Here is a 25,225-nt window from a genome sequence, read left to right as displayed (position 1 = left end):
GCTTGACTTGGAACCGGAAACCCCGGCCCCAAGATTTGGGCCCGGTGACCCATTCTACGCGTCATGGTTTGCCCTTGGTTTCATGGCGGTGCAACAAGCCTGCGCAAGGTGCAACGTGCACCGTCATCCACCCGGATGAACCATGATGACGAGGCATCATGGGGCGGTCCTGGCGAGGTGATCAGCCAGCTTCGCTAAAATCAACACCCTTGGGCCCCAAAAGGCCGACCTACAGCACCCACCATGTACTCCGTCGTCATCAGCGGTACCGGCCTCTATCAGCCGCCCCATGTCATCACCAATGCCGAACTGGTGGAGTCCTTCAATCGTTATGTGGACCTGCAAAACGCCCAGCATGCCGAGGCCATTGCCGCCGGCACGCGGGAGCCGCTGGCCCATTCCAGCGTCGAGTTCATCGAGAAGGCCTCCGGCATCAAGCAGCGCTATGTGATCGAAAAGCAGGGCGTGCTGGATCCCGCCCGCATGTATCCCCGCTTCGAGGAACGCGCGGACGATCAGCTGTCGCTGATGGCCGAGATCGCCGTCGATGCCGCCCGCAAGGCCCTGGCCGCTGCGGGTCGCAAGGCCGAAGACGTGGACGCCGTGTTCTGCGCCGCCTCCAACATGCAGCGCGCCTACCCTGCCATGGCGGTGGAAATCCAGGCCGCCCTCGGTGCGGGCGGCTATGGTTTTGACATGAACGTCGCCTGTTCGTCCGCCACCTTCGCTCTGGAGCAGGCCTACAACGCGGTCCGCTCCGGCGCCTCGAAGTGCGTGCTGGTGGTGAATCCGGAAATCACCTCCGCCCATCTGGAGTGGAAGGACCGGGATTGCCACTTCATCTTCGGCGACGTCTGCACCGCCGTGCTGGTGGAACGTGCCGACACGGCCGTCAGTCCTGAGCAGTGGGAGATTCTGGGGACGCATCTGGCCACTCAGTTCTCCAACAACATCCGCAACAACTTCGGCTTCACCAACAAGGCCGAAGACAGCGATCCGGACGCCCGGGACAAAACCTTCCGTCAGGAAGGCCGCAAGGTGTTCAAGGAAGTCGTGCCCATCGCCGCGGCTCATATCGAGAACCATCTGGCCACCCAGCACATCCAGCCGACGGATGTCAGCCGCTACTGGCTGCACCAGGCCAACCTGGGCATGAACCAGCTGGTGATCAAAAAGCTGGTGGGGGGAGAGGCGGGGGCGCAGATCGCGCCGCTGATCCTGGATACCTATGCCAATACGGCCTCAGCCGGGTCGATCATCGCTTTCCATGAGCATCGGGCCGACCTGCGCTCGGGCGACCTGGGCGTCATCTGCTCCTTCGGCGCCGGCTACTCGGTGGGCAGCGTGATCGTCAAAAAGCGCTGAGGGTGAGCGCTGGGCGCTGACCCGATCCAGACCGGACCGGGCTTTTCATCCAGAGAGCCAGTGAGAAACGGGCGAGTGCCGCATGGCCACTCGCCCGTTTTGCTGAGCGCCTGTGTGCGGCGCCTCAGCCGCCGTCCCCGGAGAACCAGGAGGACGGAGGTCCGGAACTCCGGCGCGCCGGAGGCGCCGGCCCGGCCGCACTCGCCGCTCCTGGCACCAGCACCCCCGAGGCCGCTCCAGACGCCGGCACGGCGGGCAGGAGGGCGCCGGTCGCCGGATCGGTGGTCATTTCACTGATCGTTCCCAGCGTCTTCAGCCAGGTGTCGCCCGCGGCGAATTCCTGGAAGACCCAATCCGGCCCGTTCGGTCCTTCGATCTGCGCCACGCTGCCATCGGTGGGCGGCGGCACTTCGGCCGTCGGCACCCCCTTGAGGGCCACCTGCATGTAGTCGATCCAGGCGGGCAGGGCGATGCCGCCGCCGGTTTCCCGGTCACCCAGGCTACGCGGCTGGTCATAGCCGATCCACACCACCGTCGCCACCTTGCGCTGGAAGCCGGCGAACCAGGCGTCCACCGCATCGTTGGTGGTGCCGGTCTTGCCGTACAGGTCATAACGCTTCAGGGAGGCGCTGGCTCGGTAGGCGGTGCCCCGCACGGCCACTTCATGCAGCAGCGTGCTGGTGACAAAGGCGTTGCGCTCACTGATGGCGCGGTGGTCCTCGGTCAGCTTCTCCGGCTCGGCCTGGAACAGCACCTGGTTTTGCGAGTCGGTGATCTTGGTGATCAGCAAGGGCTTGAGCAGGTAGCCCCCATTGGCAAACACCGAATACCCGCTGGCCATCTGCAGCGGCGTCACCGAGCCGGAGCCCAGGGCCAGCGTCAGGTTGGCCGGCTGACGGTCCACGTCGATGCCGAACTTGCCGGCCCAGGCGCGCCCGCGCTCCGGCGACAGCTGCTCCAGCAGCCGGATGGTGACCATGTTCTTGGACTTGGCCAGCGCCTGGCGCAGCGTGATCGGGCCGTCGTATTGACCGTCCGAATTGCGCGGCGACCAGTCTCCGATGGTGATCGGCGCATCGTCCACCAGCGTGGCGGGGCTGGCACCCATCTCCAGCGCGCCCGAATACAAATAAGGCTTGAAACTGGACCCCGGCTGGCGCCAGGCCTGGGTGGCATGGTTGAACTGGTTGCGGGCGAAATCGAAGCCGCCGACCAGCGCCAGCACGCGGCCGGTCTCGGGTTCGACCGACACCAGGGCGCCTTCGGCTTCCGGCGGCTGGGTCACCGCCCAGGCCCCCTTGGGGAATTCCTTGGTCGGCGCGCCCTTGAGCACCCGAATGATGGCGCCGCGCTGGATCCGCAGATTCGGTTTGGCCTTCTCGGACAGGGCGGACAGCACGCTGCGGATGCCATCGCCCTTCAGGTCGATGTCTTCCCCATCCTGCAAGGTGGCGCGGATGCGGTTGCTGGTGACCTCGGTCACCACCGCGGCCCGCAGGTCGTCATTGTCCGGATGATCGGCCAGCGCCTGGGTGACGGCATTGTCCAGTTCGGTGTCGGTCAGGTCGGTGGGTAGATCCACCGTATCTTCCGGGCCCCGCCAGGCTTTGCGACGTTCATAGTCGAGCAGGGTGCGGCGCAGCGCCTTGTAGGCAGCCACCTGGTTGTCCATGCGGATGGTGGTGGTGACATTGATGCCGCGGGTGTAGGCGTCTTCGCCGTACTGGGCGTGGATCTGCTGGCGCACCATCTCGGCCGCATACTGGCCGTAGGGGAGGCGCTGTTCCTGGGCGGTGCGCAACTGCAGCTTCTCATCCCGCGCCGCCTGGGCCTGCTCGGCGGTCAACAGGCCGACGTCCTGCATCCGGCTGATGACCACCAGCTGGCGCCGCTTGGCCGCCTTGAAGTTGTTGATCGGATTGGCGCGGTAAGGGTTTTGAGGCAGACCGGCCAGCATCGCGATTTCGGCGGTGGACAGGGCCTTGAGCGGCTTGCCGAAATAGGCCTCTGCCGCCGCCTCAAATCCGTAGGCCCGCTGACCCAGATAGATCTGGTTCATGTAGACCTCCAGAATCTTGTCCTTGGAGAGCTGGCTTTCCATCTTCAGCGCCAGCAGGATCTCGACGAACTTGCGGGTGTAGAGCTTGCGCTTGGTCAGGTAGAAGTCCCGGGCCAGCTGCTGCGTGATGGTCGACGCGCCCTGGCTGCGGGAGGACGAGAACAGGTTGACACCAAACGCCCGGATCATCCCCGGGATGTAGACGCCCTGATGCTCATAGAAGTTGGTGTCTTCCACCGCGAGCAGCGCCTGGCGCATCTGTTTGGGAATCTGGTCCAGCGGCAGATAGTGACGGCGCTCGGTGCCGTATTCGGCCAGCAACTCCCCGTCGGCGGCATAGACCCGCAGCGGCTGCTTGGGTTGATAGTCCACCAGCCGGGACAGATCCGGCAGGCCCGGCCAGACGATGGCGGCGGCCCCACCGATGATCAGCACGAACGACAGCATGGCCGCACCGCCCCACACCAGTGCCCGTTTCCAGGTCGGCAGCCGGGCGAGTGAGCGGCGCAGAGGGGCGGTCTTGGCCCAGGCGGCCCGCAGGACGTCCAGCAGTTGGCGGAGGAATTTTTGTAGAAGCTGCATGCGGGGGGCACGAATCAAGGGTCGGGGGATTATCCTCAGTCCCCGCCCGATCTCCCCCCGGGGAGACAGGCGGACACGAACTCCATACAAATTCAGAACAAATGTCCGACTTATTGCGCTGGCGCCGACCAGCGGTCAACCGCCCGTCCGGCGCACCGCCCGTTCAGCGGCTGGTGCCGACGCATCGTTCATCGTCCCTGTCGCTCCGATCGTGCTCGGCGCGGTCCGCGCAGTCCTCCTGGCCCCTGATTACGAGCGTCCGGTGCCAGACGGGCCTGCGAGCCCTGCGAGCGCGTCGGGTGGGGCGCTGTGGCAAATGGCGATCCGACGGAGCCGGGGAGGCGCGTCATGCAGCGTCGTGAATGGATGGCGGGGGCCGCCGCGCTGCTGAGCGGCGTGACGGTGGGCCTCCCGGCGGTGGGCCAGGCCCAGGCTCAGCCTCGCACTCCTGGCGGTTTTCCCTCTCGCCCCATCGTGCTCATCTGCCCCTGGCCGGCCGGCGGCTCCAGCGATGCAGTCATGCGTGCCTTCGGCGACAGCCTGTCCCGCCAGCTCGGCGTGCCGGTGGTAGTGGAAAACCGGCCCGGGGCCGGCGGCACCCTGGGCGCTTCCGCCATGGTGACCGCCAAACCCGATGGTTACACCATCACGCAGTTGCCGCTGGGCGTGTATCGCCTGCCGCACATGCAGAAGATGCCGTTTGATCCCATCCGGGATCTTCAGCATGTCGTCGGTCTGACGGGCTACACCTTCGGCATCGTCTGCACGCCGGACGCGCCGTTCCGCAGCCTGCAGGAGATGGTGGCCTGGGCGCGGTCCCGTCCCGGCCAGCTGACCTACGGCCATACCGGCACGGGGACGACGCCCCATCTGGCCTTCGAAGAATTCGCCCACAAGGCGGGGTTCACGACGCAGGATGTGCCTTACAAAGGATCCGCCGAAATCCTTCAAGCTATCCTCGGGGGCCACGTGCCGGTGATGTGCGGCACCATGGAATTTGTCCCGCATGTGCGGGCCGGCAAGCTGCGCCTGCTGGCCACGCTGGGGCGGGACCGTAACAAGGCCTTCCCGGAGGTGCCGACGGTACGGGAGTCCGGCTGGGAGACGGTCAGCGAGTCGCCCTTCGGCATCGGTGCCCCGCGAGGGACCGATCCGGCGGTGGTTCGTGTGTTGCATGACGCCTTCCACCGCACGCTCGATGACCCCAAGGTGTTGGAGACGCTGGAGCGTTATTACCAGCCGGTGATCTACATGAGTACGGACGCCTACACCCGGTATGCGTCCCGCACCTTCGAAGCGGAACGGGCGACGGTGATTCGCATGGGCCTGGCCGGCAAGGGCTGAGCTCCCCCGTAGGGCGGTGGCTCGGCCGTCTGAAGGGGGAACGTGCCGCCGTTCCCCGCATGGAGTCGAACGTCCGGGCTCGGCCAGCCGCTCGCGGTGAGGTATCGTGCCGCCCCATGCATGACCTGACTTTCTACTGGCACGACTACGAGACCTTCGGTCGCGTGCCCCGCCGCGACCGTCCGGCCCAGTTTGCCGGCATCCGCACCGATGCGGAGCTCAATGAGATCGGCGATCCGCTGATGGTGTATTGCCAGCCAGCCACCGACAGCCTGCCCGATCCGGAATCGTGCCTCCTGACGGGCATCCTGCCTCAGACCTGCGCCGAGCAGGGGGTGCCGGAGCATGCCTTTGCCGCCGCCATCCATGCGGAGCTGTCCCAACCGGGGACCGTTGGCCTGGGCTACAACACCATCCGCTTCGACGACGAGGTCAGCCGCTTCCTGTTCTGGCGCAACCTGATCGATCCCTACGGTCGCGAATGGCAGAACGACTGCGGCCGCTGGGATTTGCTGGATGTCGTGCGCTGCGCCTATGCACTCCGACCGGAAGGCATCGAGTGGCCCACGCATGACGACGGACGCCCGTCGTTCAAGCTGGAGCATCTCACCAAGGCCAACGGGCTGGCACACGAAGCGGCCCATGACGCGCTCTCCGACGTGCGCGCCACGATTGCGCTGGCCCGCCTGATCCGCCAGCGCCAGCCGCGCCTGTGGGACTTCTGCCTGAAGTTGCGGCGCAAGGAAGCGGTGTGGCAGGAAATCGGCACCCAGCGCCCGTTCCTGCATGTCTCGGGCATGTATGGGGTGGAGAAGGGTTGCCTCGCGCTGGTGTGGCCGCTGGCCTCGCATCCGACCAACAAGAATGAGCTGATCGTCTGGGATCTGGCCCACGATCCGCGCGAACTGCTGGATCTGGACGCCGAAACCATTCGGCAGCGGCTCTACACCCGTCAGGACGAACTGCCGGAGGGGGTGACCCGCCTGCCGATCAAGACGGTGCATGTGAACAAGTCGCCGATCGTCATCTCGTCGCTCAAGATCCTCTCGCCGGAGATGGCGCAGCGCTGGGGTCTGGACCTGTCGCAGGGGCTCGCCCATGCCGAACTGCTGGCCCAGCGCGGGGGCGAGATGATGGGGCGCTGGGGCGAGGTGTTCCAGCGTCCCGCTTCGAGCGCCGAAGTCGATGTCGACGAAGACCTCTACGGTGGCTTCCTGGGCAATGACGACCGCCGGACGATGGAGCGCCTGCGGGGCCTGTCTCCGGAAGCGCTGGCCGAGCGGGTGGCGCAAGGCAAGGTGGCCTTCGAGGATCGCCGGCTGGAAGAACTGCTGTTCCGCTACCGCGCCCGCAACTGGCCGGACCTGCTGAGCGAGGAAGAGCAGGCTCGCTGGGAGAAGCACTGCGCCGACCGTCTGCACCTTGGGGCCGGTGGTGCCCAGACCCTGGCGGAGTTCTTTGACCGGATCGACACCCTGGCCGAGACCGCGGAAGCCAATGACGACGAGCGCGCCCAGGAGATCCTGGCGGCGCTGTACGACTGGGCGGAGCAAATCGCGCCGCCGGCGCCCTGAGGGCAGGGGGAGCCAGGCGCCCATCACCGGGCTTCCCTGATTCGCTCAAAACAGGTACACATTCACCTGAGCATCAGGGCGCCGCGGCGGCGCAGAGACGGAGACAACATGCAGACCCCCGAAGCTGCCGGCACGCCGGCTGACCATGAACGTGGCGCGGCCCGCATGCGGGCCTTGATGGTGAGGGCGCCGCTGGCGGTGGCCTTTACCGCGGCCGGACGGTTTGAAGTGGCCAGCGAGCAGTTCAACCATCTGTTCGGCCATGGAGACGAGACCGACCTGGCCGGCGCCGATGTGAGTTCCGTGGTCGTCTCCGAAGCGGCAAATCAGGCGCTGCACGCCCGTCTGGGCGCGGCCTTCGGCGGTGGCCGTCCGGTGGATGAAGAAGTCGAATTCGTCCGGCGGGACGGCTCCCGTTTCTGGGGACGTCTGCAGGCTTCGCCGGTCCAGTGGGAGCAGCCCGCCGGGGAAGCGATGTGGGTGGTGGAGGATGTCTCCGCGGCCCGCGCCCAGCGTCTGCAGCCCACCTGGGCCGCCAAACATGACGTGGTGACGGAACTGGCCAATCGCCGGGAGATGGAGCGCCGCCTGGCGGATCACGTGGGCAGCCGTCGACATGAACCGGTGTCGGTGCTGCTGGTGGATATCGACAAGTTCAGTGCCGTGGTGCAGGGCATGGGCACCGAGGTGGCCGACCATTTCCTGTACGGACTGGGCCAGATGCTGGTCACCAAGGTGCGCGCCTCGGATGTGGTGGCCCGCCTGGAAGCCGATCATTTTGTGGTGCTGCTGCCGGACTGCGACCAGCACTATGCCCAGATCGTGGCGGAGAAGGTGCGCAGCGCCGTGGCCTCGTTCCGGCTGCGCTGGGGTCTGCACCGCACGCGGGTCAAGACCAGCGTGGGCGTGGTCCAGCTGCAACCGGCCCTGGACACGGTGGAATCCGTGCTGGCCGCCGCCAATCTGGCCTGTGCCGAAGCCAAGGCGGCCGGGGGCGACAGCGTCCGCGTCTTTGTCTCCAACGGCTCGTTCGAAGAGCTGGCTGGGGCTTGAAGTGCGATCAGCGCACGTTGAAAGCGAGAAATTGGACGGGAATTCCCATTCTTTTCTCAAGTTCGGCGGGCGCTGGCCGATAGCGACGGATAGAGTCCTCACTTGAGGCCCTCGCCAATCGACGCACCATCATGTCCACCAACAGCCTTTCGACGGTTTTGTCCGGAATCTCCGCCGCCAACGAGCGGCTGCGGGCGTCTGCGAACAACATCGCCAATCTCAACACCGAAGGCTACCGGCGCGAGCGGGTGGAGGCCCAGACCACCGACAACGGCGGGGTGAGCACCACGGTGACCAAGCTACCGACGCCCGGCCAGGATCTGGCCACCGATGTGGTCGATCAGCAGGCCGCTGCCTACACTTTCATTGCCAATCTGAAGGTGCTGCAGACGCAGGTGCGCGCTGAGGGCGCCTTGCTGGATATCCGGGTCTGAGGGCCGGACGCACGCCACGGCGCCAGATCGCGGACGCCAGACCCGACGCAAGACCGGACTCGCCCAGCATCACCTCTGATCAATCCGCCAGCTCGAACAGGGCGGACCCGTCTTCGTTGTCGTTGACCAGCCGCACCGGCAACCCGTTGCCGAGCCGTGCAATGGCGCCCGCGCCGGACAGGAACTGCAGCTTCACCCTCGGTACCGGCCGAATCTTCCAGGACGGTGCCAGGCCACCCCGATCTGCGGACGGCTGTGAGGCCAGATCCCGCGCCAGCGCCTCCCGAGTTTCATCCGGCGCATCCACCACCACTTTGTCCGCCCCCAGCGCCGGGAAGTGACCGCCGCCATAGGCCCGATAGTTGTTGGTGACCACCAGGAATTCCGCGCGGTCGTCCAATGGCCGGCCATTCCAGCTCAGGTTCACCACCCGGTGGCTGTCCGCGGCCTGCCGGCCCTCCTTGTCCAAGCGTGCGGGCTGGGTCAGGTCCAGCTCATAGCGCAGCGCATCACCGGCGCCCCACATCATGTCGAAATTGAAGCCGGGATAGCTGGTGTCCAGAAGCGCCTGCTGCGCCGGGCCGGCGGGGTCGATGCGGCGGAACTGGCCGGCAGACATCTCCAGCCAGTTGCGGACCTGGGCGCCGGTCAGCTTCACCACCTTGATGGTGTTGGGATACACGTAGAGGTCGGCCACATGCTTGATAGCAATAGGGCCGGCCGGGATGTCGGTGTACTGGGTCCAGCCCTGACGCCCGCCGGACTTGAACGGTGCGGCCGCGGAGAGCATGGGCAACTGCGCCAGCGCCGTGCCTTGCACCGCCCGCTGGGCGTAACGCAGCTGGGCCTGCGCCACGAGGCGCACGGCGAGGCTGTCCACCGTCTGGCCAAAGTAGCTGTGGATCGGCGTGTCGGTGTGGGCCACCTGGCTGCGGACATGGTCCAGCGTGGCCTGGTGCTCGGCCGCAATGACGGTGGCCGGCATCGGATCTGCGGCGACCAAGGGCTGGCGCGCGCTGCGGTCGAAGATCGGGCGCAGCGAGGCCTGGCTGTCGATGACATGCCAACGGCCCCCCTGGTCGGACAAACGCAGGTCCACGATGCCGAGGTGATCTCCCCAGCGGCCCGGCATCACCGCGGGCACGCCGAACAGGCGGCCCTTGTCCAGATCGGCGCCGGGATAGCCCTTGAAGCCGGGTCCCGGGAACTCGGTATGGGCGTGGCCCAGCAGCAGGGCATCCACACCCGGCACCCGGGCCAACTGGGCGGCCATGTTTTCGGAGAGACGCGGCAGCTCGCTCTTTTCGATGCCGGTATGGGCGATCACCACCACCAGGTCCGCGCCCTGGCGGCGCAGCGCGGGCACCGTCTCCCGGGCGACCTCGACCATGTCCCGCACCTGGACGCGGCCGGCCAGGTTCTGGCGATCCCATTCCAAGATCTGCGGCGGGGTGAGGCCCATCACGCCGATCTTGAGCTTGTGGACACGGCCTTGTTCATCGGTCACTTCGCGTACCAGCATCACGCTGGGCACAAAGGCATGCCGACGGCCATCGGCCTCCATCACATTGGCATTGAGGGAGGGGAAGTTGGCGCCGGCGATGGCCTGCCGCAAAAAGGGCAGGCCATAGTTGAATTCATGATTGCCGATGTTGGCGGCATCCACCTGCAGCAGGTTCAGCACCTTGTAGGCGGGATGCACATCGCCGGCCTTCAGCGGGTGCACGCGGGCCACCAGGTCGCCAAGGGGGTTGCCTTGCAGCAGGTCACCGTTGTCGAACAGCAGGCTGTTGGGCGCCTCGGCGCGGGCCTGGTGGATGAGGGTGATGGTCTTGGCGAGGCCGAACTCCTGGGACTCGCGGTCCTGGTAGTAGTCGTAGTTCAGCAGATTCATGTGGATGTCGCTGGTCTGCATCACCCGCAGACGGACCTCCGCCGCTTCTGCGGATCCCACCAGCCCCCACGTCTGCGCCGCACAGGCCAGCGCCACCCACCCCAGCCGCGCCAGGGCGCCCGACAGCGGCAGGCTCATGACCAGTCCGTACCGTCGATCAGGGCGGCCAGCATGGCCTGGAAGCCCGCGGCGTCTTCCACATCGAAGCGAGACGGTTCGGGGCTGTCCAGGTCGAACACGGCCTGCAGGCGACCACCGGCCACAACAGGCACCACCAGTTCGGACCGGGAGGCGGCATCACAGGCGATGTGGCCAGGGAAGGCATGCACATCTTCCACGAGCTGGACTTCCTGCGTGCGGGCGGCCGCGCCGCAGACGCCGCGCTCGAAGCTGATCCGTACACAGGCCACCTTGCCCTGAAACGGGCCCAGGACCAGTTCCCGGTCGTTGGACGGATTCACCAGGTAGAAGCCTGCCCAGTTGAGCTGAGGCACGCTGTTGTAGACCAGGGCCGCGAATTGCGCGAGGTTGGCAATGCGATCCCGTTCGCCATGCAGGATGGCCTGGGTCTGTTCAAGCAGGGTGGTGTAGGAGACGCGTTTGGCCTCGGCGCTGGACATGTCCAGCATCGGTGTGTGTTCGAAACTCATGGGCGGATTGTCCTTCAAGGCCCATGACCGTTCCATCACCCGGACATCACCCGGACATCACCTGGAAGGGGCCGTCCAGTGGGGCGCAGCGCCTCCGATGGACGCGTCGCTCATCCCCACAGGGCCGGCTTGTTGACCATCAGGAAGAAGACCACCACCACCGCAGTGAACGCCGGGTAGCCCAGCGCCTCCCACCAGCGGGCATACCGCCAGTAGAGCGCCGGCAGCGGTTGCTGCGTGTCCACCGCCTGCTGGGCCATGCGGGCCAGTCGCAATTGAAGCCACACCACCGGCAGCCAGCAGGCGCCGGCCAGCAGATACAGCGCGATGGAGAGCACCAGCCACGGGGCCGTCAACGGCCAGCCCGCCGTGGTGACCAGCCACAGGCCGCTGAGCGGCTGGATGATCACGGCCGGTGTGGTGAACCACAGGTCCGCCTTCACCACCAGGCGTGCGACCACCGCCTGGGCCGCGACCGAGCCGCTGCGATTGGCGAAAAACAGATAGAAGGCCGTGCCGAATCCGGTGCCAGCGAGCAGGACGCTGGAGAGGATGTGCAGCCACTTGATGACCAGATAGGTGTTCATGGTTGATGAGCCGCTCAGGCTGGCGCATCCTCATGCAGGATCAGCAGCAGCGCGGCAATCGGAATGTTCTTGGACAGTCGGCCGAGCGGGTCCAGCCAGAGCTCCGGCAGAAGCAGCGTCCCCACGACCGTCATGCCCAGCATCGCAAGCCCGGCGGCGAGGTAGACCCAGCGGCGATGCCAGCGCCACATCGCCAACCCCAGCGCCAGGTCAAGAGCCGCCCCCGCCAGGATCACCGGCGCAATCCACGCGCCGGGCAGATGCGCGGTCTCCAGCAAGTGGCGGCCTTGTCCCTGCAGTTCCAGCACGCTCACCAGCGCGGTCAGCAGCCACAGGAAGACCAGGCTCGCCCGCGCCAGCCGACGGGTACGACGATGGCGGAAAGGGGTCAGGCCGATTGCCATGCGGCCTCCACGAACCGCTCCAGCGGCAGCGGGCTGCGACCGAGCAACCGGGCAAAGGCGTCAGCATCGCCGACGTTGTCTTCCTGCAGCATCGCCAGGCTTTCGGTGCTCCACGGCTGGAAGGAGAAGTGGTCCCCCAGCTGGGCGCTCCAGCGGCTCGGCGCCTCCGGCAGCGGCACCACCATCGCCTTGCCGTGGCCCAGCTGACGGCGCAGTTCGGCGATGAAGTCGGACAGCGACAGCGCCTGCGCCCCGACCGCCGTCACCACCTCCGGCCCGCCGTTCTGGATCAGCTTCACCACCGCCTGCGCCACATCCTGCACCGCCACCGGCTGGATGCGGGCTTTCAGCGCTGCTGCGGGCAGCACCATCACCGGCAGGCGCGCCAGATTCATGAAGAGGGCGGAACTGGCGCCGCCGCGGCCATACACGATGCTCGGACGCACCACGGTGCCGTCCAGCCGACCCTCGGCACGCAGGCGCAGCAGCACCTCATCAGCGGCGCGTTTGGTGCTGGCGTAGCGGGTGTTGAACTGCGTCACGCCATTGGCCGAGATCTGCACCACCTTTCGGATGCCCGCTTGCGCGCACGCTTCGAACAAGGCGGCCGGGGCGCGGTGATGCAGCGCCACCAGCTTGCGCTGGCGCGTGTCGCGCAGGATGCCCACCGCATTGACCACCGCGTCGAAGCCCTGGAGGCGCGGCAACCAGTCCGAGGCCTGCAGGTTCTGACTGAAGTTGTGGGTGGCGGAGCTGGCTTCGGTGACCGTCAGGCCGGCATCACGCAAGGCGCGGACGATGCGTCGGCCGATGAAACCGCTGGCGCCGCAAACGAGGATGGAACCGGGCATGTTGTCACTCCTGATGGGGATTAGGGTGCGGATTGGGGTGTGGCTGGACGTGCGGCTGATGGGCAGGCAGCTCGCACTGACCGGACCGGCAAGCCGAGGCTCCGGCGCGGCGCTCGGCAGCACGGCGCAAGCCGGTTTCGAAGAGGATGCGGGCCACCGGCCTGGGGATGCGATAGCGGTTGCGCGCCAGGATCGGGTAGCTCCAATCCGCCAGTTGCCGCAACCCTGGGGCACTCATCAGCCAGGCCAGGCCCCGCAGACGGGCGCCGGCATACACCAGCCGGAGTGCCTCCGCACCCTTGATGACGCGGCCATCGGCGCATTGCACATGGAGCAGGGCCATCAGGGCGGGCATGTCGGCACCGGGCGGAAAGCTGCTGAATCCGGGCCTGGACACGTCTTCAAAGCGCATCAGGCCGGCGGTGTTGCGCAGCATCAGGTTGGTCATTTCCGCCAGGCAGATGGGGCACTGGCCGTCATAGAACACCGTGAGCGGATAGACGCCGTCGGCGGCTGCACCGGCCGGAGCGCTGAAGCGTGGACGAGGGAATCGCATGAAGGCTCCAATCGGGTGAGGTCTTGCGAGCAACCGGGAGGCTGGAATCAGGTTTCGTCCCGCCGGACAAAGCGCTGCACGCTGGCACCCAGCTTGAGCACCTTCTCCAGCGTGGAGGGAGACAAGCGCATCATTTCTTCCGACCATGCGCCGAGTGTCTGCATCAGGCGCAGGCATTCGCGGACCCGTTCCTGGGTGTCGGGCGCTTCGTCCCGGAAGCCGTCCCCCTCGACCAGTTCGGCCAGCATGCGGACGGTGGGGTCGAATTCGCGGTGCTTGCGTTCTCGCACCACGGTGCGGAACAGTTCCCAGACATCGACGGAGGTCTCGAAGTAGTCGCGACGATCCCCCATCAGGTGGGTCACGCGCACCAGGTTCCAGCTGGTCAGCTCCTTGAGGCTGTTGCTGACGTTGGACCGGGCGACCGACAAGGTCTCCGCAATCTGCTCCGCATTGAGCGGATGACCGTGGAAGTAGAGCAGGGCATGGATCTGCGCGACAGTACGGTTCACACCCCAGGCGCTGCCCATTTCTCCCCAGTGCAGAACGAATCGTTGGGCGGTGGTGCTGAGTTCCATGGAGCCGACTGTATTCCTACAGAAATTTCTGTCAATACAGAAATAGAAGAAAAGAAAAAGGCCCCAGGGCTTTCGCCGAGGGGCCTGATACCGAGAAGTCCGGAAGTTAGACCGAGACGGACTTCGCGGTCTCTGCGTACTCTTCGATCTGGTCGAAGTTCATGTACCGGTAGACGCTGGCGGCATCCTTGTTGATGATGCCCATCGCCTCGTGGTACTCCTGCAGCGTCGGGATGCGACCCAGCTTGGAGCAGACGGCGGCCAGTTCGGCCGAGCCCAGGAACACGTTGGTGTTCTTGCCCAGACGGTTGGGGAAGTTGCGGGTGGAGGTCGACATGACCGTCGCGCCTTCACGCACCTGCGCCTGGTTGCCCATGCACAGCGAGCAGCCCGGCATTTCGGTGCGGGCACCGGCCGTGCCGAAGGTGGCGTAATGGCCTTCCTTGATCAGCTCGTTCTGGTCCATCTTGGTGGGCGGTGCCACCCACAGCTTGACCGGAATGTCGCGGGCACCGCCCAGCAGCTTGGCCGCGGCACGGAAGTGGCCGATGTTGGTCATGCAGCTGCCGATGAAGGCTTCATCGATCTTGGTGCCTTGCACTTCCGACATGAACTTGGCGTCGTCCGGATCGTTCGGGCAGCAGACGATGGGTTCCTTGATGTCGGCCAGATCGATCTCGATCACGGCGGCGTACTCGGCGTCCTTGTCAGCTTCCAGCAGGTTCGGGTTGGACAGCCAGGCTTCCACATTCTTGATGCGGCGCTCCAGGGTGCGCTTGTCGGCATAACCGTCGGCGATCATGTTCTTCATCAGGACGATGTTGGAGGTCAGGTACTCCTTGATCGGTTCCGGATTCAGCTTGATCGTGCAGCCGGCCGCCGAGCGTTCGGCCGAGGCGTCGGACAGCTCGAAGGCCTGTTCCACCTTCAGGTCAGGCAGACCCTCGATTTCGAGGATGCGGCCGGAGAAGATGTTCTTCTTGCCCTTCTTCTCGACGGTCAGCAGGCCGGCCTTGATGGCGTACAGGGGGATGGCATGCACCAGGTCACGCAGGGTGACGCCGGGCTGCATCTGGCCCTTGAAGCGCACCAGCACCGATTCCGGCATGTCCAGCGGCATGACGCCGGTGGCGGCGCCGAAGGCGACCAGGCCGGAGCCGGCCGGGAAGCTGATGCCGATCGGGAAGCGGGTGTGCGAGTCGCCACCGGTGCCGACGGTGTCGGGAAGCAGCAGGCGGTTCAGCCAGCTGTGGATGACGCCGTCGCCCGGGCGCAGGGCCACGCCGCCACGGTCGCTGATGAAGTGCGGCAGTTCGCGATGCATCTTCACGTCCACGGCCTTGGGATAGGCGGCGGTGTGGCAGAACGACTGCATGACGAGGTCAGCCGAGAAGCCCAGGCAGGCCAGGTCCTTCAGCTCGTCCCGGGTCATCGGGCCGGTGGTGTCCTGCGAGCCGACGGTGGTCATCTTCGGTTCGCAGTAGGTGCCGGGGCGGATGCCCTGGTTCTCGGGCAGACCGCACGCACGGCCGACCATCTTCTGCGCCAGGGTGAAGCCCTTGCCGCTGTCCACCGGCGGCTTGGGCAGGCGGAACAGGGTGGAGGCGGGCAGGCCGAGGAATTCGCGGGCCTTGCCGGTCAGCGAGCGGCCGATGATCAGATTGATCCGGCCGCCGGCGCGGACTTCGTCCAGCAGCACGTCGCTCTTGAGCGAGAACTCGGCGACGATGGCGCCGTTCTTCTCGATCTTGCCGTCGTAGGGGTAGACGTCGATCACGTCACCCATTTCGAGGTTGTTCACATCGACTTCGATCGGCAGCGAGCCGGAGTCTTCCTGGGTGTTGAAGAAGATCGGAGCGATCTTGGTGCCCAGGGTGACGCCGCCGAAGCGCTTGTTCGGCACGTACGGGATGTCCTGGCCGGTGGCCCAGATCACCGAGTTGGTGGCGGACTTGCGCGAGGAGCCGGTGCCGACGACGTCACCGACGTAGGCCACCAGGTGGCCCTTCTTCTTGAGGTCCTCGATGAACTGCATCGGGCCGCGCTTGCCGTCTTCTTCCGGCTTGAAGGCCGCGTCCGGACGCGTGTTCTTCAGCATGGCCAGGTAGTGCAGCGGGATGTCCGGGCGGCTCCAGGCGTCCGGAGCGGGGGAGAGGTCGTCGGTGTTGGTTTCGCCGGGCACCTTGAAGACGGTGACGGTGATCTTCTTTTCGACTTCCGGGCGCGAGGTGAACCACTCGGCATCGGCCCAGCTGTGGATGACAGCGGTGGCCTGGGCGTTGCCGGCCTTGGCCTTCTCGGCGACGTCGTGGAAGGCGTCGAACATCAGCAGGGTCTTCTTCAGACCGGCAGCAGCGACGGAGGCCACCTCCTTGTCGTCCAGCAGATCGACGAGCGGCTTGACGTTGTAGCCGCCCACCATGGTGCCCAGCAGCTCGGTGGCCTTGGTCTTGGAGATCAGCGCGACGGTAAGGTCACCGTGGGCGACCGCCGCGAGGAAGCTGGCCTTGACCTTGGCTGCATCGTCCACGCCCGGAGGCACGCGGTGCGTCAGCAGGTTGAGCAGGAATTCGCCTTCGCCGGCAGGCGGGTTCTTGATCAGCTCGATCAGCTCGGCGACTTGCTTGGCATCCAGCGGCAGCGGCGGGATGCCCAGCGCGGCGCGCTCGGCTTCATGTTGGCGGTAGGCTTGCAGCATTGCGAACTCCAGTCTCTGTAGGTCTCTGGCTTGGGTCAGTGAAGCGGGATCTTGGTGTCAGGGCGCACTGGGCACGATGACTTTGAGTCCCTTGAAATAGTCGCGGAAAAATCCGTGATCGCGGGTGATGAGGCCGTCACACTGCAGCATGGCGTGGGCGCCGACGAGGAAGTCGGCGAGGGCACGGGTGCTGGGGGCAGGCTCGGGGGCCTGGGCCGTCTTGCGGGAGGGCGTGTCAAGCAGGCGCTGCTTGAACTTGCGCTGCATCTCGCCGGCACGGATGGCGGCGCGCTGGTCGATGGGGGAGAAGCTCAGCCCCATCTCTTCCAGCGCGTCCATCACTTCGGAGCCGTGGCCCAGGCCGGCGGTGACTTCGGAGAGGACCACATCACACAGCACCACCGGGCCGGAGGAGAGCGCCAGGCGCAGCGCAGCTTCAGCCGCATCGGCGCCGGGCGCGTCGCCCAGGAGGTCGATGAGGACGGAGCTGTCAACAGCAATCATGGACGATCAGGCCTGCGTGGGGTCGGTGGGCGCGCGGCCGCGGAGGTCACGCATCACGTCGTCGGTGGTGGTGCCGTCGGGGAGCTTGAACCGGCCGCGGGCGCGGGAAATGGCGTCGTCCACGTTCTTGCGGAGGATGATGCGGGCGCCGTCCAGTTCCACCTTCAACGTGGTGCCCTTGGTGAGGCCCAGCGCGTCGCGGACGGCCTTGGGCAGCGTGATCTGACCGCGTTCGGCGACGGTGGCTTCCATGGTGGGCTCCCGGGGGTGGTATGGAACGGAAAGTATGTATGGATTCTACATACTTGGGGTGCGGGAGGGAACAGTTGGGGCTTCTGTCTGCGAAGGTGGAGCGTCATCGGAGGCCAGGGGTACCCTGTTCCCTCCATGTCCCCCAGCCCCTTCGGGGCTTCCTCTAATACTTACGGGAACAGGGCACCCCTGGCCTCCGATGCGATACACCGTGGCAAGGCGAGGCGTGGCGCGTGGCGTCCGGTCGCGTCGCGTCGGGCGGGGGAAGGGCCGGGGCGGCGCTGGTGCAGGGGCGAAAAAAAGCGCGCCGTGGCGCGCTTTTCTTGGTGTGCGGTGGATCAGTGGCCGGCAGGGGTGATGCCCAGGCTGCTGACGGGCACGGCCGACGAGGCGCGTGCAGCTTCAATCGCGGCGCGCTGGGTCGGGTGAATGCACTCGTCCACCAGGCGGCGGCCGGCATTGACGTCCAGCAGCATCGACTTGTTGGCAATCTGGACCATCAGGGTGCGACCCGTCACGTCTTCCAGACGCAGCGCGCCCGTGGAGGACAGCACCGGCTTCATCGTGAAGACCTGCTTCAGGAACGAAACGTCGATGTAGCCGGGATGCTTGGCATTCGGCTGGATGTCCACCGATTGCTTGAATTCGCAGTCGTAGTGGCCCATGTAAGCCTGCTCCGCAGCGGCCAGCTGCTCAGGGCCGGCTTCCGCCAGCGGAGCCGGGCCGGCCGGCTTGGCTGCGCCCTTCTTGGCAGTGGTCTTGGCCGTGGCGGCCTTCGCCGGAGCGGCCTTGGTGTTGTTGCCCTGCACCGAAGGTTCAGCGCAAACAAGGCCGGCAGCCAGCATCAGGGCGGCGGCAACAGTGCTGGACAGAGCGAAGGAGGTTTTCATGGGAGTCGTCTTGTGTCTTTGAAGAGGGCTGTGCTGGTGAGTCGTCCCAGGAGCTCGATGACCTCTGGCGCGACGGCGATCGAATTCTCGCGCTCGGCAAGCCGCATGCACACAGGGTTTGTTTCAAAGGGTAGGTCTTTTAACGTGCACTTGTACTGCTGGCGCCCGACAAAGGAGCGCTGAACCACGCTTGTTCCATTTCCGCCGGGATTTGCTGGCCTGTGCGGTATGCACGCTGCAACAAGTGCCAGAAGAGTCGGTAGCTGGCCCGGTCGTGAAGCATGTCACGATGTTGGATAGGGGCCCAGTCCACCGCCTGGGCGGCCTGGAGGATGTCGATGGCCTCGTCGATCTCCGCCACACTGGGTGCAAACGCTTCGATGATCGGTCGAATCTGTTGCGGATGGATACTCCACATACGGGTGTACCCGAACTCCCGCGCCGCGCGCTCTGCAGCGGACTGGATGGCGCGCTCGCTCTTGAACTCAGTGACGACGCAGTGGGAAGGGGTTTTCCCGTAGGCGTGGGAAGCCGCTGCGATGTCGAGCTTGGCGCGGACCACCAGCGGATGGGTGAACTGTCCGTCGACCGTCAGCGCCGAGCGGGGGATGGCGCCGCGATGCGCGGAGACGAAGTCCATCAGTCCGAAGGACAGGGATTCGATGCGAGGCAGGGCGGCGATGGCCATGACATCCCGCAGCGCCCCATGCGTTTCAATCAGCGTGTGCAGCGGCAGGGGCTTCTGGATGTGATGCCGCCGCAGGCTGTCGTCAATGAAATCGATGGCGCCTTGCAGATCCTGCAGGCCCTCCGGCTTGGGGATCATCAGGTAGGCGAGCTTTTCGCCGCCGCCGGCAATGACGGCTTCAACATCGGCCTCGAAGGCCGGATGCTGGAAGGGATGCACCCGCACGCCGACCCGGCCATGCACATTGAGCGGTCCATTGAGCAGGTGCAGCACCAGCAGCATGTGCTCCGCTTCGCCGCCTACGGGCGCCCCGTCTTCGCAGTCCAGGGTGATGTCGAAGACCGGTCCCATCTGGGCCTGCATCTCCAGGCTCTTGATCATCCGCGACTCGACGCCGCAATAGTGATCGACCACCGGCAGGACGCCCGGCGCCTGGCCCTCTTCAAAAAGCGCTTGTGCGGGATGAAGCGAAGTGCTGCTCATGACATCTCAGATAACCAGCGAAACCGAAGGGCAGGGCGCGTAACCCCATCCCACCTGCCGACAGCGCGGCTCACGCCAAGTGTCCCTCAATCATCATCGTGAGGACAGGATATTGAATGGCCCGCTGCCGCTGTGCGCCGTACAAATGAAAAAGGCCAGCCCACTGGGCCGGCCTTTGCTTGGCTACTGATCGCCGATCAGAGCAGATGTTTCACGCCGTTTTGCTCGTCGGTCAGCTCGGCCAGCGTCTTGTTGATGCACTCTTGCGAGAAGGCATCGATCTCCAGGCCTTGCACGATCTTGTATTCGCCGTTCTCGGTCGTGACCGGGAAGCCGAACATGACGTCCTTCGGAATGCCATACGAGCCGTCCGACGGAATGCCCATCGTGACCCACTTGCCGTTGGTGCCCAGGGCCCAGTCACGCATGTGGTCGATGGCTGCGTTGGCGGCCGAAGCAGCCGACGACAGACCACGCGCTGCAATGATGGCGGCGCCACGCTTGCCCACGGTCGGCAGGAAGGTGTTGCGGTTCCACTCTTCGTCGTTGATCAGCGGCTTCACGGCCTGACCGTCGATGGTGGCGAAACGGTAGTCGGCATACATCGTCGGCGAGTGGTTGCCCCACACCGCCAGCTTCTCGATGCTGCCCACCGGCTTGCCGGTCTTGGCGGCGATCTGCGAAGCAGCGCGGTTGTGGTCCAGACGCAGCATGGCGGTGAAGTTCTTGGCCGGCAGGTCCGGGGCCGACTTCATCGCGATGTAGGCATTGGTGTTGGCCGGGTTGCCCACCACCAGCACCTTCACATTGCGCGAGGCCACGGCATTCAGCGCCTTGCCCTGCACCGTGAAGATCTGGGCGTTGGCGGCCAGCAGGTCCGCACGCTCCATGCCCGGGCCACGCGGACGTGCACCCACCAGCAGGGCGTAATCGGTGTCCTTGAAGGCGGTCATCGGATCGCTGTGGGCTTCAATGCCAGCCAGCAGCGGGAAGGCGCAGTCTTCCAGTTCCATGATCACGCCCTTGAGCGCGTTCTGAGCTTTCTCGTCCGGGATCTCCAGCAGCTGCAGGATCACAGGCTGGTCCTTGCCCAGCATCTCGCCAGAAGCGATGCGGAACAGCAGGGCATAGCCAATCTGGCCGGCGGCGCCGGTCACGGCGACGCGAACGGGTTTCTTGCTCATCACGAGGTCTCCGAAAGTGAAAAGGCAAAACGAAAGCAATTGGCAAAAGCCAAGACAGTGCGCGCGGTCTCGAGCCGGCGCCAGCGGCGACAAGTGTAGGCCCATCAGGCACGGCGCGTGTGGAGCGAGCGGTCTTATTCGCCCTTCCGGACGACCCCATGACCCTCAAACGCCTCTGAAACATGGCAAGAATCTGACACTCTTGTGTCTTATATAAGACTAACCAGCTGGGTCTCCCGGTTTTGATGGACGCGGCGCCCCGCTTTGTGCTCGAATGCCGCCCCATGTCGCCCCCCGTTCCGTCGCCCCATCCGGTCACGCCGCTCAATGAGCTGGCGCGTGCCGAAGCGACACCGGCCTTCAGCCCGCTGTATCGCCAGATCAAGGGCCTGATCCTGGCCGGTCTGCAGGCCGGGGAGTGGAAGGCCGGCGACACGATTCCCAGCGAAATGGACCTGGCCAGCCGCTTTGGCGTCAGCCAGGGCACCGTGCGCAAGGCCGTGGATGAGCTGGCTGCCGAGAACCTGCTGGTCCGCCGTCAGGGCAAGGGCACCTTCGTCGCCACCCATGCCGAGCAGCAGCAGCAGTTCCGCTTCCTGCGCCTGACGCCTGATGCCGGCGCGTCGGCCACGCTCGGCCGGCAACTGCTCGATTGCCGCCGCCAGCGCGCGCCCGCCTGGATCGCCCGTCAGATGAATCTGCGTGCCGGCGATCCGGTGATTGAAATCCGCCGCCTGCTGCACAGCGGCGGTCAGCCGGTGGTGCTGGACGACATCTGGCTTCCCGGCGCCATGTTCAAAGGCCTGACCGCCGAGCGGTTGCGGGAACACCGCGGCCCGTTCTACGGCCTCCTCGAAACAGAATTCGGTGTGCACATGATTCGTGCACAGGAAAAAATCCGGGCGGTTGCAGCCGACGTAGAAGTCGCTGAACTGCTCCAGGTGTCGCCCGGCAGTCCGCTGCTGAGCGTGGAGCGGCTCTCTTTCACCTACGGCGACAAGCCGGTGGAATTGCGCCGCGGTCTCTACAACACAGCCCATCACTTTTACCGCAACGATCTTCAATGAAGGGTCGAGAGGGCTGCTGTTGAACGACATGCGCCCTTGATGCCTGCCGAACACAAGTCATTGCTCTAAAATCATTGGGTTTCACATCGATTACAAGGTCGGACATGACGGACGCCACTTCAGCCACCACCAAGAAACGACCGGTCTACACCAACATCCATGTCACGCAGATCGTTGGCTACCGGCTCCCGCCGGCGGGCATCGTGTCGATCCTGCATCGCATCAGCGGCCTGCTGATGTTCTTCCTGCTGCCCTTCGTCGTCTGGATGTTCGACAACAGCCTGACGTCGGAAATCTCCTATGAGTCCTTCACCAGCGCCTACCTCGGCGGCATCGGCTTCGTGCCCGCCTGGTTCGTCAAGCTGGCCACGCTCGGACTGATCTGGGGCTACCTGCATCACTTCATCGCCGGTGTCCGCCACCTGTGGATGGACGCCACCCACAGCGTGACCAAGGAACAGGGTCGTATCAGCGCCATCGTGACGCTGGTGCTGAGCCTGGCCCTGACCGTGCTGCTCGGCGCCAAGCTGTTCGGCCTGTACTGATCATTTCTCCCGGCCTCGCCCGGTGCTGCACCGGAGAAGGCTGGATGAATGGCTCATTGACTCCTGATTGACCCGAGGGGCGAATCAAAATGACAACTTATGGATCCAAGCGCATCGTCGTCGGTGCGCATTACGGCCTGCGTGACTGGATGGTCCAGCGCGCCACGGCCCTGCTGATGGCGCTGTTCACCATCGCGCTGCTGGTGCAGGTGCTGTGGCCGGGGCGTCCGCTGGGCTATGACCTGTGGGCGGGCATCTTCAGCCAGCAATGGATGAAGTTCCTGACCTTCGCGCTGATCATCTCCCTGTGCTGGCATGCATGGGTCGGTGTGCGCGACATCTGGATGGATTACGTGAAGCCGGTGGGCGTGCGGCTGGTGCTGCATGTGTTCACGCTGGTGTGGTTGACGGGTTGCGCGGGTTGGGCGATCCAAGTGCTCTGGAGGCTGTAAGAAATGCAAATCGGAACCTCGCTCCCCAAGCGCAAGTTCGACGTCGTTATCGTCGGTGCCGGTGGCTCCGGCATGCGCGCGTCGCTGCAACTGTCGCTCGCCGGCCTGAATGTGGCTGTGCTGTCCAAGGTCTTCCCGACCCGCTCGCACACTGTCGCCGCACAAGGCGGCATCGGTGCCAGCCTGGGCAACATGTCGGAAGACAATTGGCACTATCACTTCTACGACACCGTCAAGGGCTCGGACTGGCTGGGTGACCAGGACGCCATCGAGTTCATGTGCCGTGAAGCCCCGAAGGTGGTGTACGAGCTCGAACACTTCGGCATGCCGTTCGACCGCAACCCCGACGGCACCATCTATCAGCGTCCGTTCGGCGGCCACACCGCCAACTACGGTGAAAAGCCGGTGCAACGCGCCTGCGCAGCGGCTGACCGGACCGGCCACGCCATGCTGCATACGCTGTATCAGCAGAACGTCCGCGCCCGCACCAACTTCTTCGTGGAGTGGATGGCGCTCGACCTGATCCGCGACGCCGATGGCGATGTGGTCGGTGTGACCGCGCTGGAAATGGAAACCGGCGAGATCCACATCCTGGAAGCCAAGACGGTGCTGCTGGCCACCGGCGGGGCAGGGCGCATCTTCGCCGCCTCCACCAATGCCTTCATCAACACCGGTGACGGCCTGGGCATGGCCGCCCGCGCGGACATCCCGCTGCAGGACATGGAGTTCTGGCAGTTCCACCCGACCGGCGTCGCCGGTGCGGGCGTGCTGCTGACCGAAGGCTGCCGCGGCGAAGGCGCCATCCTGCGCAACGCCAACGGCGAGCGCTTCATGGAGCGTTACGCCCCGACGCTGAAGGACCTTGCGCCGCGTGACTTCGTCTCGCGCTGCATGGACCAGGAAATCAAGGAAGGTCGCGGCTGTGGTCCCAACAAGGACTACGTCGTGCTGGACATGACCCACCTGGGTGGCGACACCATCCTGAAGCGTCTGCCGTCGGTCTTCGAGATCGGCCACAACTTCGCCAACGTCGACATCACCAAGGAACCGATTCCGGTGGTGCCGACCATCCACTACCAGATGGGTGGCATCCCCACCAACATCAACGGCCAGGTGGTGGTCCCCAAGGGCGACGATCACAAGAGCGTGGTCAATGGCCTGTATGCGGTGGGCGAATGCTCCTGCGTGTCGGTGCACGGCGCCAACCGTCTGGGCACCAACTCGCTGCTGGACCTGCTGGTGTTCGGTCGCGCGGCCGGCAACCACATTGTCGAAGCGCACAAGAAGGGCGCCTCGCACAAGCCGCTGCCCAAGGACGCGGCCGACCAGACCCTGGCTCGCCTGAACCGTCTGGAAAGCAACAACGGCGGTGAATACGCCCAGGACGTCGCCAACGACATGCGCGCCGCGATGCAGTCCCACGCCGGTGTGTTCCGCACTCAGGCGCTGCTGGACGAAGGCGTGAAGGCCATCGCCGCCATCCGCGAGCGGGTGAACAACATCACCCTGAAGGACAAGTCCAAGGTGTTCAACACGGCCCGCGTGGAAGCGCTGGAAGTGGACAACCTGATCGAAGCCGCCCAGGCCACCATCGTCTCCGCCGCAGCCCGCAAGGAATGCCGCGGCGCCCACACCGTGAACGACTACGAGCGCGGTGCCGACGATGCGGAATTCCCGCTGGGTCGCAATGACAAGGAATGGATGAAGCACACGCTGTGGCACAGCGCCAGCAACACCCTGACCTACAAGCCGGTCAACCTTCAGCCGCTGACCGTTGAAAGCGTGCCGCCGAAGGTCCGTACCTTCTGAGGACGCAGGAGCAAACATGATGAAGCGCACCTTCGAGATTTATCGCTACGACCCGGACAAGGACGCCAAGCCCTACATCCAGACCATCGAACTGGAGCTGGCCGGCAACGAGCGCATGCTGCTGGACGCCCTGCTCAAGCTCAAGGCCGTGGATCCGACGCTGTCCTTCCGCCGTTCCTGCCGTGAAGGCGTGTGCGGTTCGGACGCGATGAACATCAACGGCAAGAACGGTCTGGCCTGCCTGACCAACCTGCGTTCGCTGCCGGATGTCATCAAGCTCAAGCCTCTGCCGGGTCTGCCGGTCGTCCGCGATCTGATCGTGGACATGACCCAGTTCTTCAAACAGTACCACTCGATCAAGCCCTTCCTGCTGAACGACACGCTGCCGCCCGAGAAGGAGCGTCTGCAGTCGCCGGAAGAGCGTGACGAGCTGAACGGCCTGTACGAGTGCATCCTGTGCGCCAGCTGCTCGACCAGCTGTCCCAGCTTCTGGTGGAACCCCGACAAGTTCGTCGGTCCCGCCGGCCTGCTGCAGGCGTACCGCTTCATCGCCGACAGCCGCGACGAAGGCACCGCGGAGCGCCTCGACAACCTCGAGGACCCGTACCGCCTGTTCCGTTGCCACACCATCATGAACTGCGTCGATGTCTGCCCGAAGGGTCTGAACCCGACGAAGGCCATCGGCAAGATCAAGGAACTGATGGTGCGTCGCGCCGTCTGAC

24 protein-coding genes are annotated in these 25,225 nt (G+C 65.3%); 10 read left to right on the top strand and 14 right to left on the bottom strand.

From position 1 onward, the window contains the following. Positions 1 to 243 precede the first annotated feature (243 nt). Positions 244 to 1,365 carry a beta-ketoacyl-ACP synthase III gene (locus FHS28_RS03750; RefSeq protein ID WP_088449026.1) on the top strand — a complete coding sequence of 374 codons (1,122 nt, stop codon included), beginning with the start codon at positions 244 to 246 and terminating at the stop codon, positions 1,363 to 1,365. Positions 1,366 to 1,489: 124 nt separating this feature from the next. Here FHS28_RS03750 and FHS28_RS03745 read toward each other — a convergent pair whose 3' ends face one another. After that, entirely contained in the window at positions 1,490 to 4,006 is a 2,517-nt protein-coding gene (locus FHS28_RS03745; RefSeq protein WP_221193693.1) for a penicillin-binding protein 1A, read from the bottom strand. A 348-nt stretch (positions 4,007 to 4,354) separates the two neighbouring features. Between FHS28_RS03745 and FHS28_RS03740 the strand changes: the two genes are divergently transcribed. From FHS28_RS03740 to FHS28_RS03725, 4 genes are all read left to right on the top strand, one after another. After that, on the top strand, positions 4,355 to 5,350 hold the full coding sequence (locus FHS28_RS03740) for a tripartite tricarboxylate transporter substrate binding protein (protein WP_088449027.1): 996 nt from the start codon (positions 4,355 to 4,357) through the stop codon (positions 5,348 to 5,350). A 116-nt stretch (positions 5,351 to 5,466) separates the two neighbouring features. Then, on the top strand, positions 5,467 to 6,924 hold the full coding sequence (gene sbcB, locus FHS28_RS03735; protein WP_088449028.1) for an exodeoxyribonuclease I: 1,458 nt from the start codon (positions 5,467 to 5,469) through the stop codon (positions 6,922 to 6,924). Positions 6,925 to 7,032: 108 nt separating this feature from the next. Next, positions 7,033 to 7,977: a GGDEF domain-containing protein gene (locus FHS28_RS03730; RefSeq protein WP_088449029.1), complete on the top strand. Its 945-nt coding sequence runs from the start codon at positions 7,033 to 7,035 to the stop codon at positions 7,975 to 7,977. Between the two features lie 131 nt (positions 7,978 to 8,108). Next, on the top strand, positions 8,109 to 8,411 hold the full coding sequence (locus FHS28_RS03725) for a flagellar basal body protein (protein WP_088449030.1): 303 nt from the start codon (positions 8,109 to 8,111) through the stop codon (positions 8,409 to 8,411). A 79-nt stretch (positions 8,412 to 8,490) separates the two neighbouring features. On the opposite strand, the gene FHS28_RS03720 is transcribed toward FHS28_RS03725, so the two are convergent. The 13 genes from FHS28_RS03720 to FHS28_RS03660 form a co-directional block, all read right to left on the bottom strand. Then, positions 8,491 to 10,443 (bottom strand): bifunctional 2',3'-cyclic-nucleotide 2'-phosphodiesterase/3'-nucleotidase, encoded by a 1,953-nt coding sequence (locus FHS28_RS03720; protein WP_088449031.1) that lies wholly within the window; start codon positions 10,441 to 10,443, stop codon positions 8,491 to 8,493. Then, complete coding sequence (msrC, locus tag FHS28_RS03715) at positions 10,440 to 10,955, bottom strand: free L-methionine (R)-S-oxide reductase MsrC (RefSeq protein WP_221193692.1); 516 nt, start codon at positions 10,953 to 10,955, stop codon at positions 10,440 to 10,442. Before msrC ends, FHS28_RS03720 begins: the two co-directional genes overlap by 4 nt. A 110-nt stretch (positions 10,956 to 11,065) precedes the next feature. Further along, a complete protein-coding gene (locus FHS28_RS03710) occupies positions 11,066 to 11,542 on the bottom strand; it encodes a DUF2269 family protein (protein ID WP_088449033.1) in 477 nt (158 codons plus the stop codon). A gap of 14 nt (positions 11,543 to 11,556) precedes the next feature. After that, positions 11,557 to 11,946: a DoxX-like family protein gene (locus FHS28_RS03705; protein ID WP_088449034.1), complete on the bottom strand. Its 390-nt coding sequence runs from the start codon at positions 11,944 to 11,946 to the stop codon at positions 11,557 to 11,559. Continuing rightward, complete coding sequence (locus tag FHS28_RS03700) at positions 11,931 to 12,797, bottom strand: NAD-dependent epimerase/dehydratase family protein (protein ID WP_088449035.1); 867 nt, start codon at positions 12,795 to 12,797, stop codon at positions 11,931 to 11,933. The genes FHS28_RS03705 and FHS28_RS03700 overlap by 16 nt, the downstream gene beginning before the upstream one ends. 4 nt (positions 12,798 to 12,801) lie before the next feature. After that, positions 12,802 to 13,353 (bottom strand): thiol-disulfide oxidoreductase DCC family protein, encoded by a 552-nt coding sequence (locus FHS28_RS03695; RefSeq protein ID WP_088449036.1) that lies wholly within the window; start codon positions 13,351 to 13,353, stop codon positions 12,802 to 12,804. Positions 13,354 to 13,400: 47 nt separating this feature from the next. Beyond that, on the bottom strand, positions 13,401 to 13,931 hold the full coding sequence (locus FHS28_RS03690) for a GbsR/MarR family transcriptional regulator (RefSeq protein ID WP_088449037.1): 531 nt from the start codon (positions 13,929 to 13,931) through the stop codon (positions 13,401 to 13,403). 106 nt (positions 13,932 to 14,037) lie between these two features. Further along, positions 14,038 to 16,629, bottom strand: coding sequence for a bifunctional aconitate hydratase 2/2-methylisocitrate dehydratase (acnB, locus tag FHS28_RS03685; RefSeq protein WP_088449038.1), 2,592 nt, complete (start codon positions 16,627 to 16,629; stop codon positions 14,038 to 14,040). 57 nt (positions 16,630 to 16,686) lie between these two features. After that, positions 16,687 to 17,133: a type II toxin-antitoxin system VapC family toxin gene (locus FHS28_RS03680; RefSeq protein WP_088449039.1), complete on the bottom strand. Its 447-nt coding sequence runs from the start codon at positions 17,131 to 17,133 to the stop codon at positions 16,687 to 16,689. Between the two features lie 6 nt (positions 17,134 to 17,139). Further along, on the bottom strand, positions 17,140 to 17,385 hold the full coding sequence (locus tag FHS28_RS03675) for an AbrB/MazE/SpoVT family DNA-binding domain-containing protein (RefSeq protein WP_088449040.1): 246 nt from the start codon (positions 17,383 to 17,385) through the stop codon (positions 17,140 to 17,142). A 338-nt stretch (positions 17,386 to 17,723) separates the two neighbouring features. After that, entirely contained in the window at positions 17,724 to 18,275 is a 552-nt protein-coding gene (locus tag FHS28_RS03670) for a hypothetical protein (RefSeq protein ID WP_088449041.1), read from the bottom strand. A 139-nt stretch (positions 18,276 to 18,414) separates the two neighbouring features. Then, entirely contained in the window at positions 18,415 to 19,446 is a 1,032-nt protein-coding gene (locus tag FHS28_RS03665; RefSeq protein WP_088449042.1) for an HpcH/HpaI aldolase/citrate lyase family protein, read from the bottom strand. A gap of 197 nt (positions 19,447 to 19,643) precedes the next feature. Continuing rightward, the gene (locus FHS28_RS03660) at positions 19,644 to 20,630 is read right to left on the bottom strand and encodes a malate dehydrogenase (RefSeq protein ID WP_088449043.1); all 987 of its coding nucleotides are present in this window, start codon (positions 20,628 to 20,630) and stop codon (positions 19,644 to 19,646) included. A 284-nt stretch (positions 20,631 to 20,914) separates the two neighbouring features. On the opposite strand from FHS28_RS03660, the gene FHS28_RS03655 reads away from it, so the two are divergent. From FHS28_RS03655 to FHS28_RS03635, 5 genes are all read left to right on the top strand, one after another. Further along, complete coding sequence (locus FHS28_RS03655) at positions 20,915 to 21,697, top strand: GntR family transcriptional regulator (RefSeq protein ID WP_088449044.1); 783 nt, start codon at positions 20,915 to 20,917, stop codon at positions 21,695 to 21,697. 104 nt (positions 21,698 to 21,801) lie between these two features. Further along, a complete protein-coding gene (sdhC, locus tag FHS28_RS03650; RefSeq protein WP_088449045.1) occupies positions 21,802 to 22,242 on the top strand; it encodes a succinate dehydrogenase, cytochrome b556 subunit in 441 nt (146 codons plus the stop codon). An 89-nt stretch (positions 22,243 to 22,331) separates the two neighbouring features. Continuing rightward, positions 22,332 to 22,694 (top strand): succinate dehydrogenase, hydrophobic membrane anchor protein, encoded by a 363-nt coding sequence (gene sdhD / locus FHS28_RS03645; protein ID WP_088449046.1) that lies wholly within the window; start codon positions 22,332 to 22,334, stop codon positions 22,692 to 22,694. Between the two features lie 3 nt (positions 22,695 to 22,697). After that, on the top strand, positions 22,698 to 24,503 hold the full coding sequence (gene sdhA / locus FHS28_RS03640; RefSeq protein ID WP_088449047.1) for a succinate dehydrogenase flavoprotein subunit: 1,806 nt from the start codon (positions 22,698 to 22,700) through the stop codon (positions 24,501 to 24,503). Between the two features lie 19 nt (positions 24,504 to 24,522). Continuing rightward, positions 24,523 to 25,224 (top strand): succinate dehydrogenase iron-sulfur subunit, encoded by a 702-nt coding sequence (locus tag FHS28_RS03635; RefSeq protein WP_088449711.1) that lies wholly within the window; start codon positions 24,523 to 24,525, stop codon positions 25,222 to 25,224. Position 25,225 lies beyond the last annotated feature (1 nt).

It is taken from the genome of Roseateles terrae, from assembly GCF_014192155.1.
Taxonomy (GTDB): Bacteria; Pseudomonadota; Gammaproteobacteria; order Burkholderiales; family Burkholderiaceae_C; genus Roseateles; species Roseateles terrae.
This window is presented reverse-complemented; position numbering and strand designations above follow the sequence as displayed.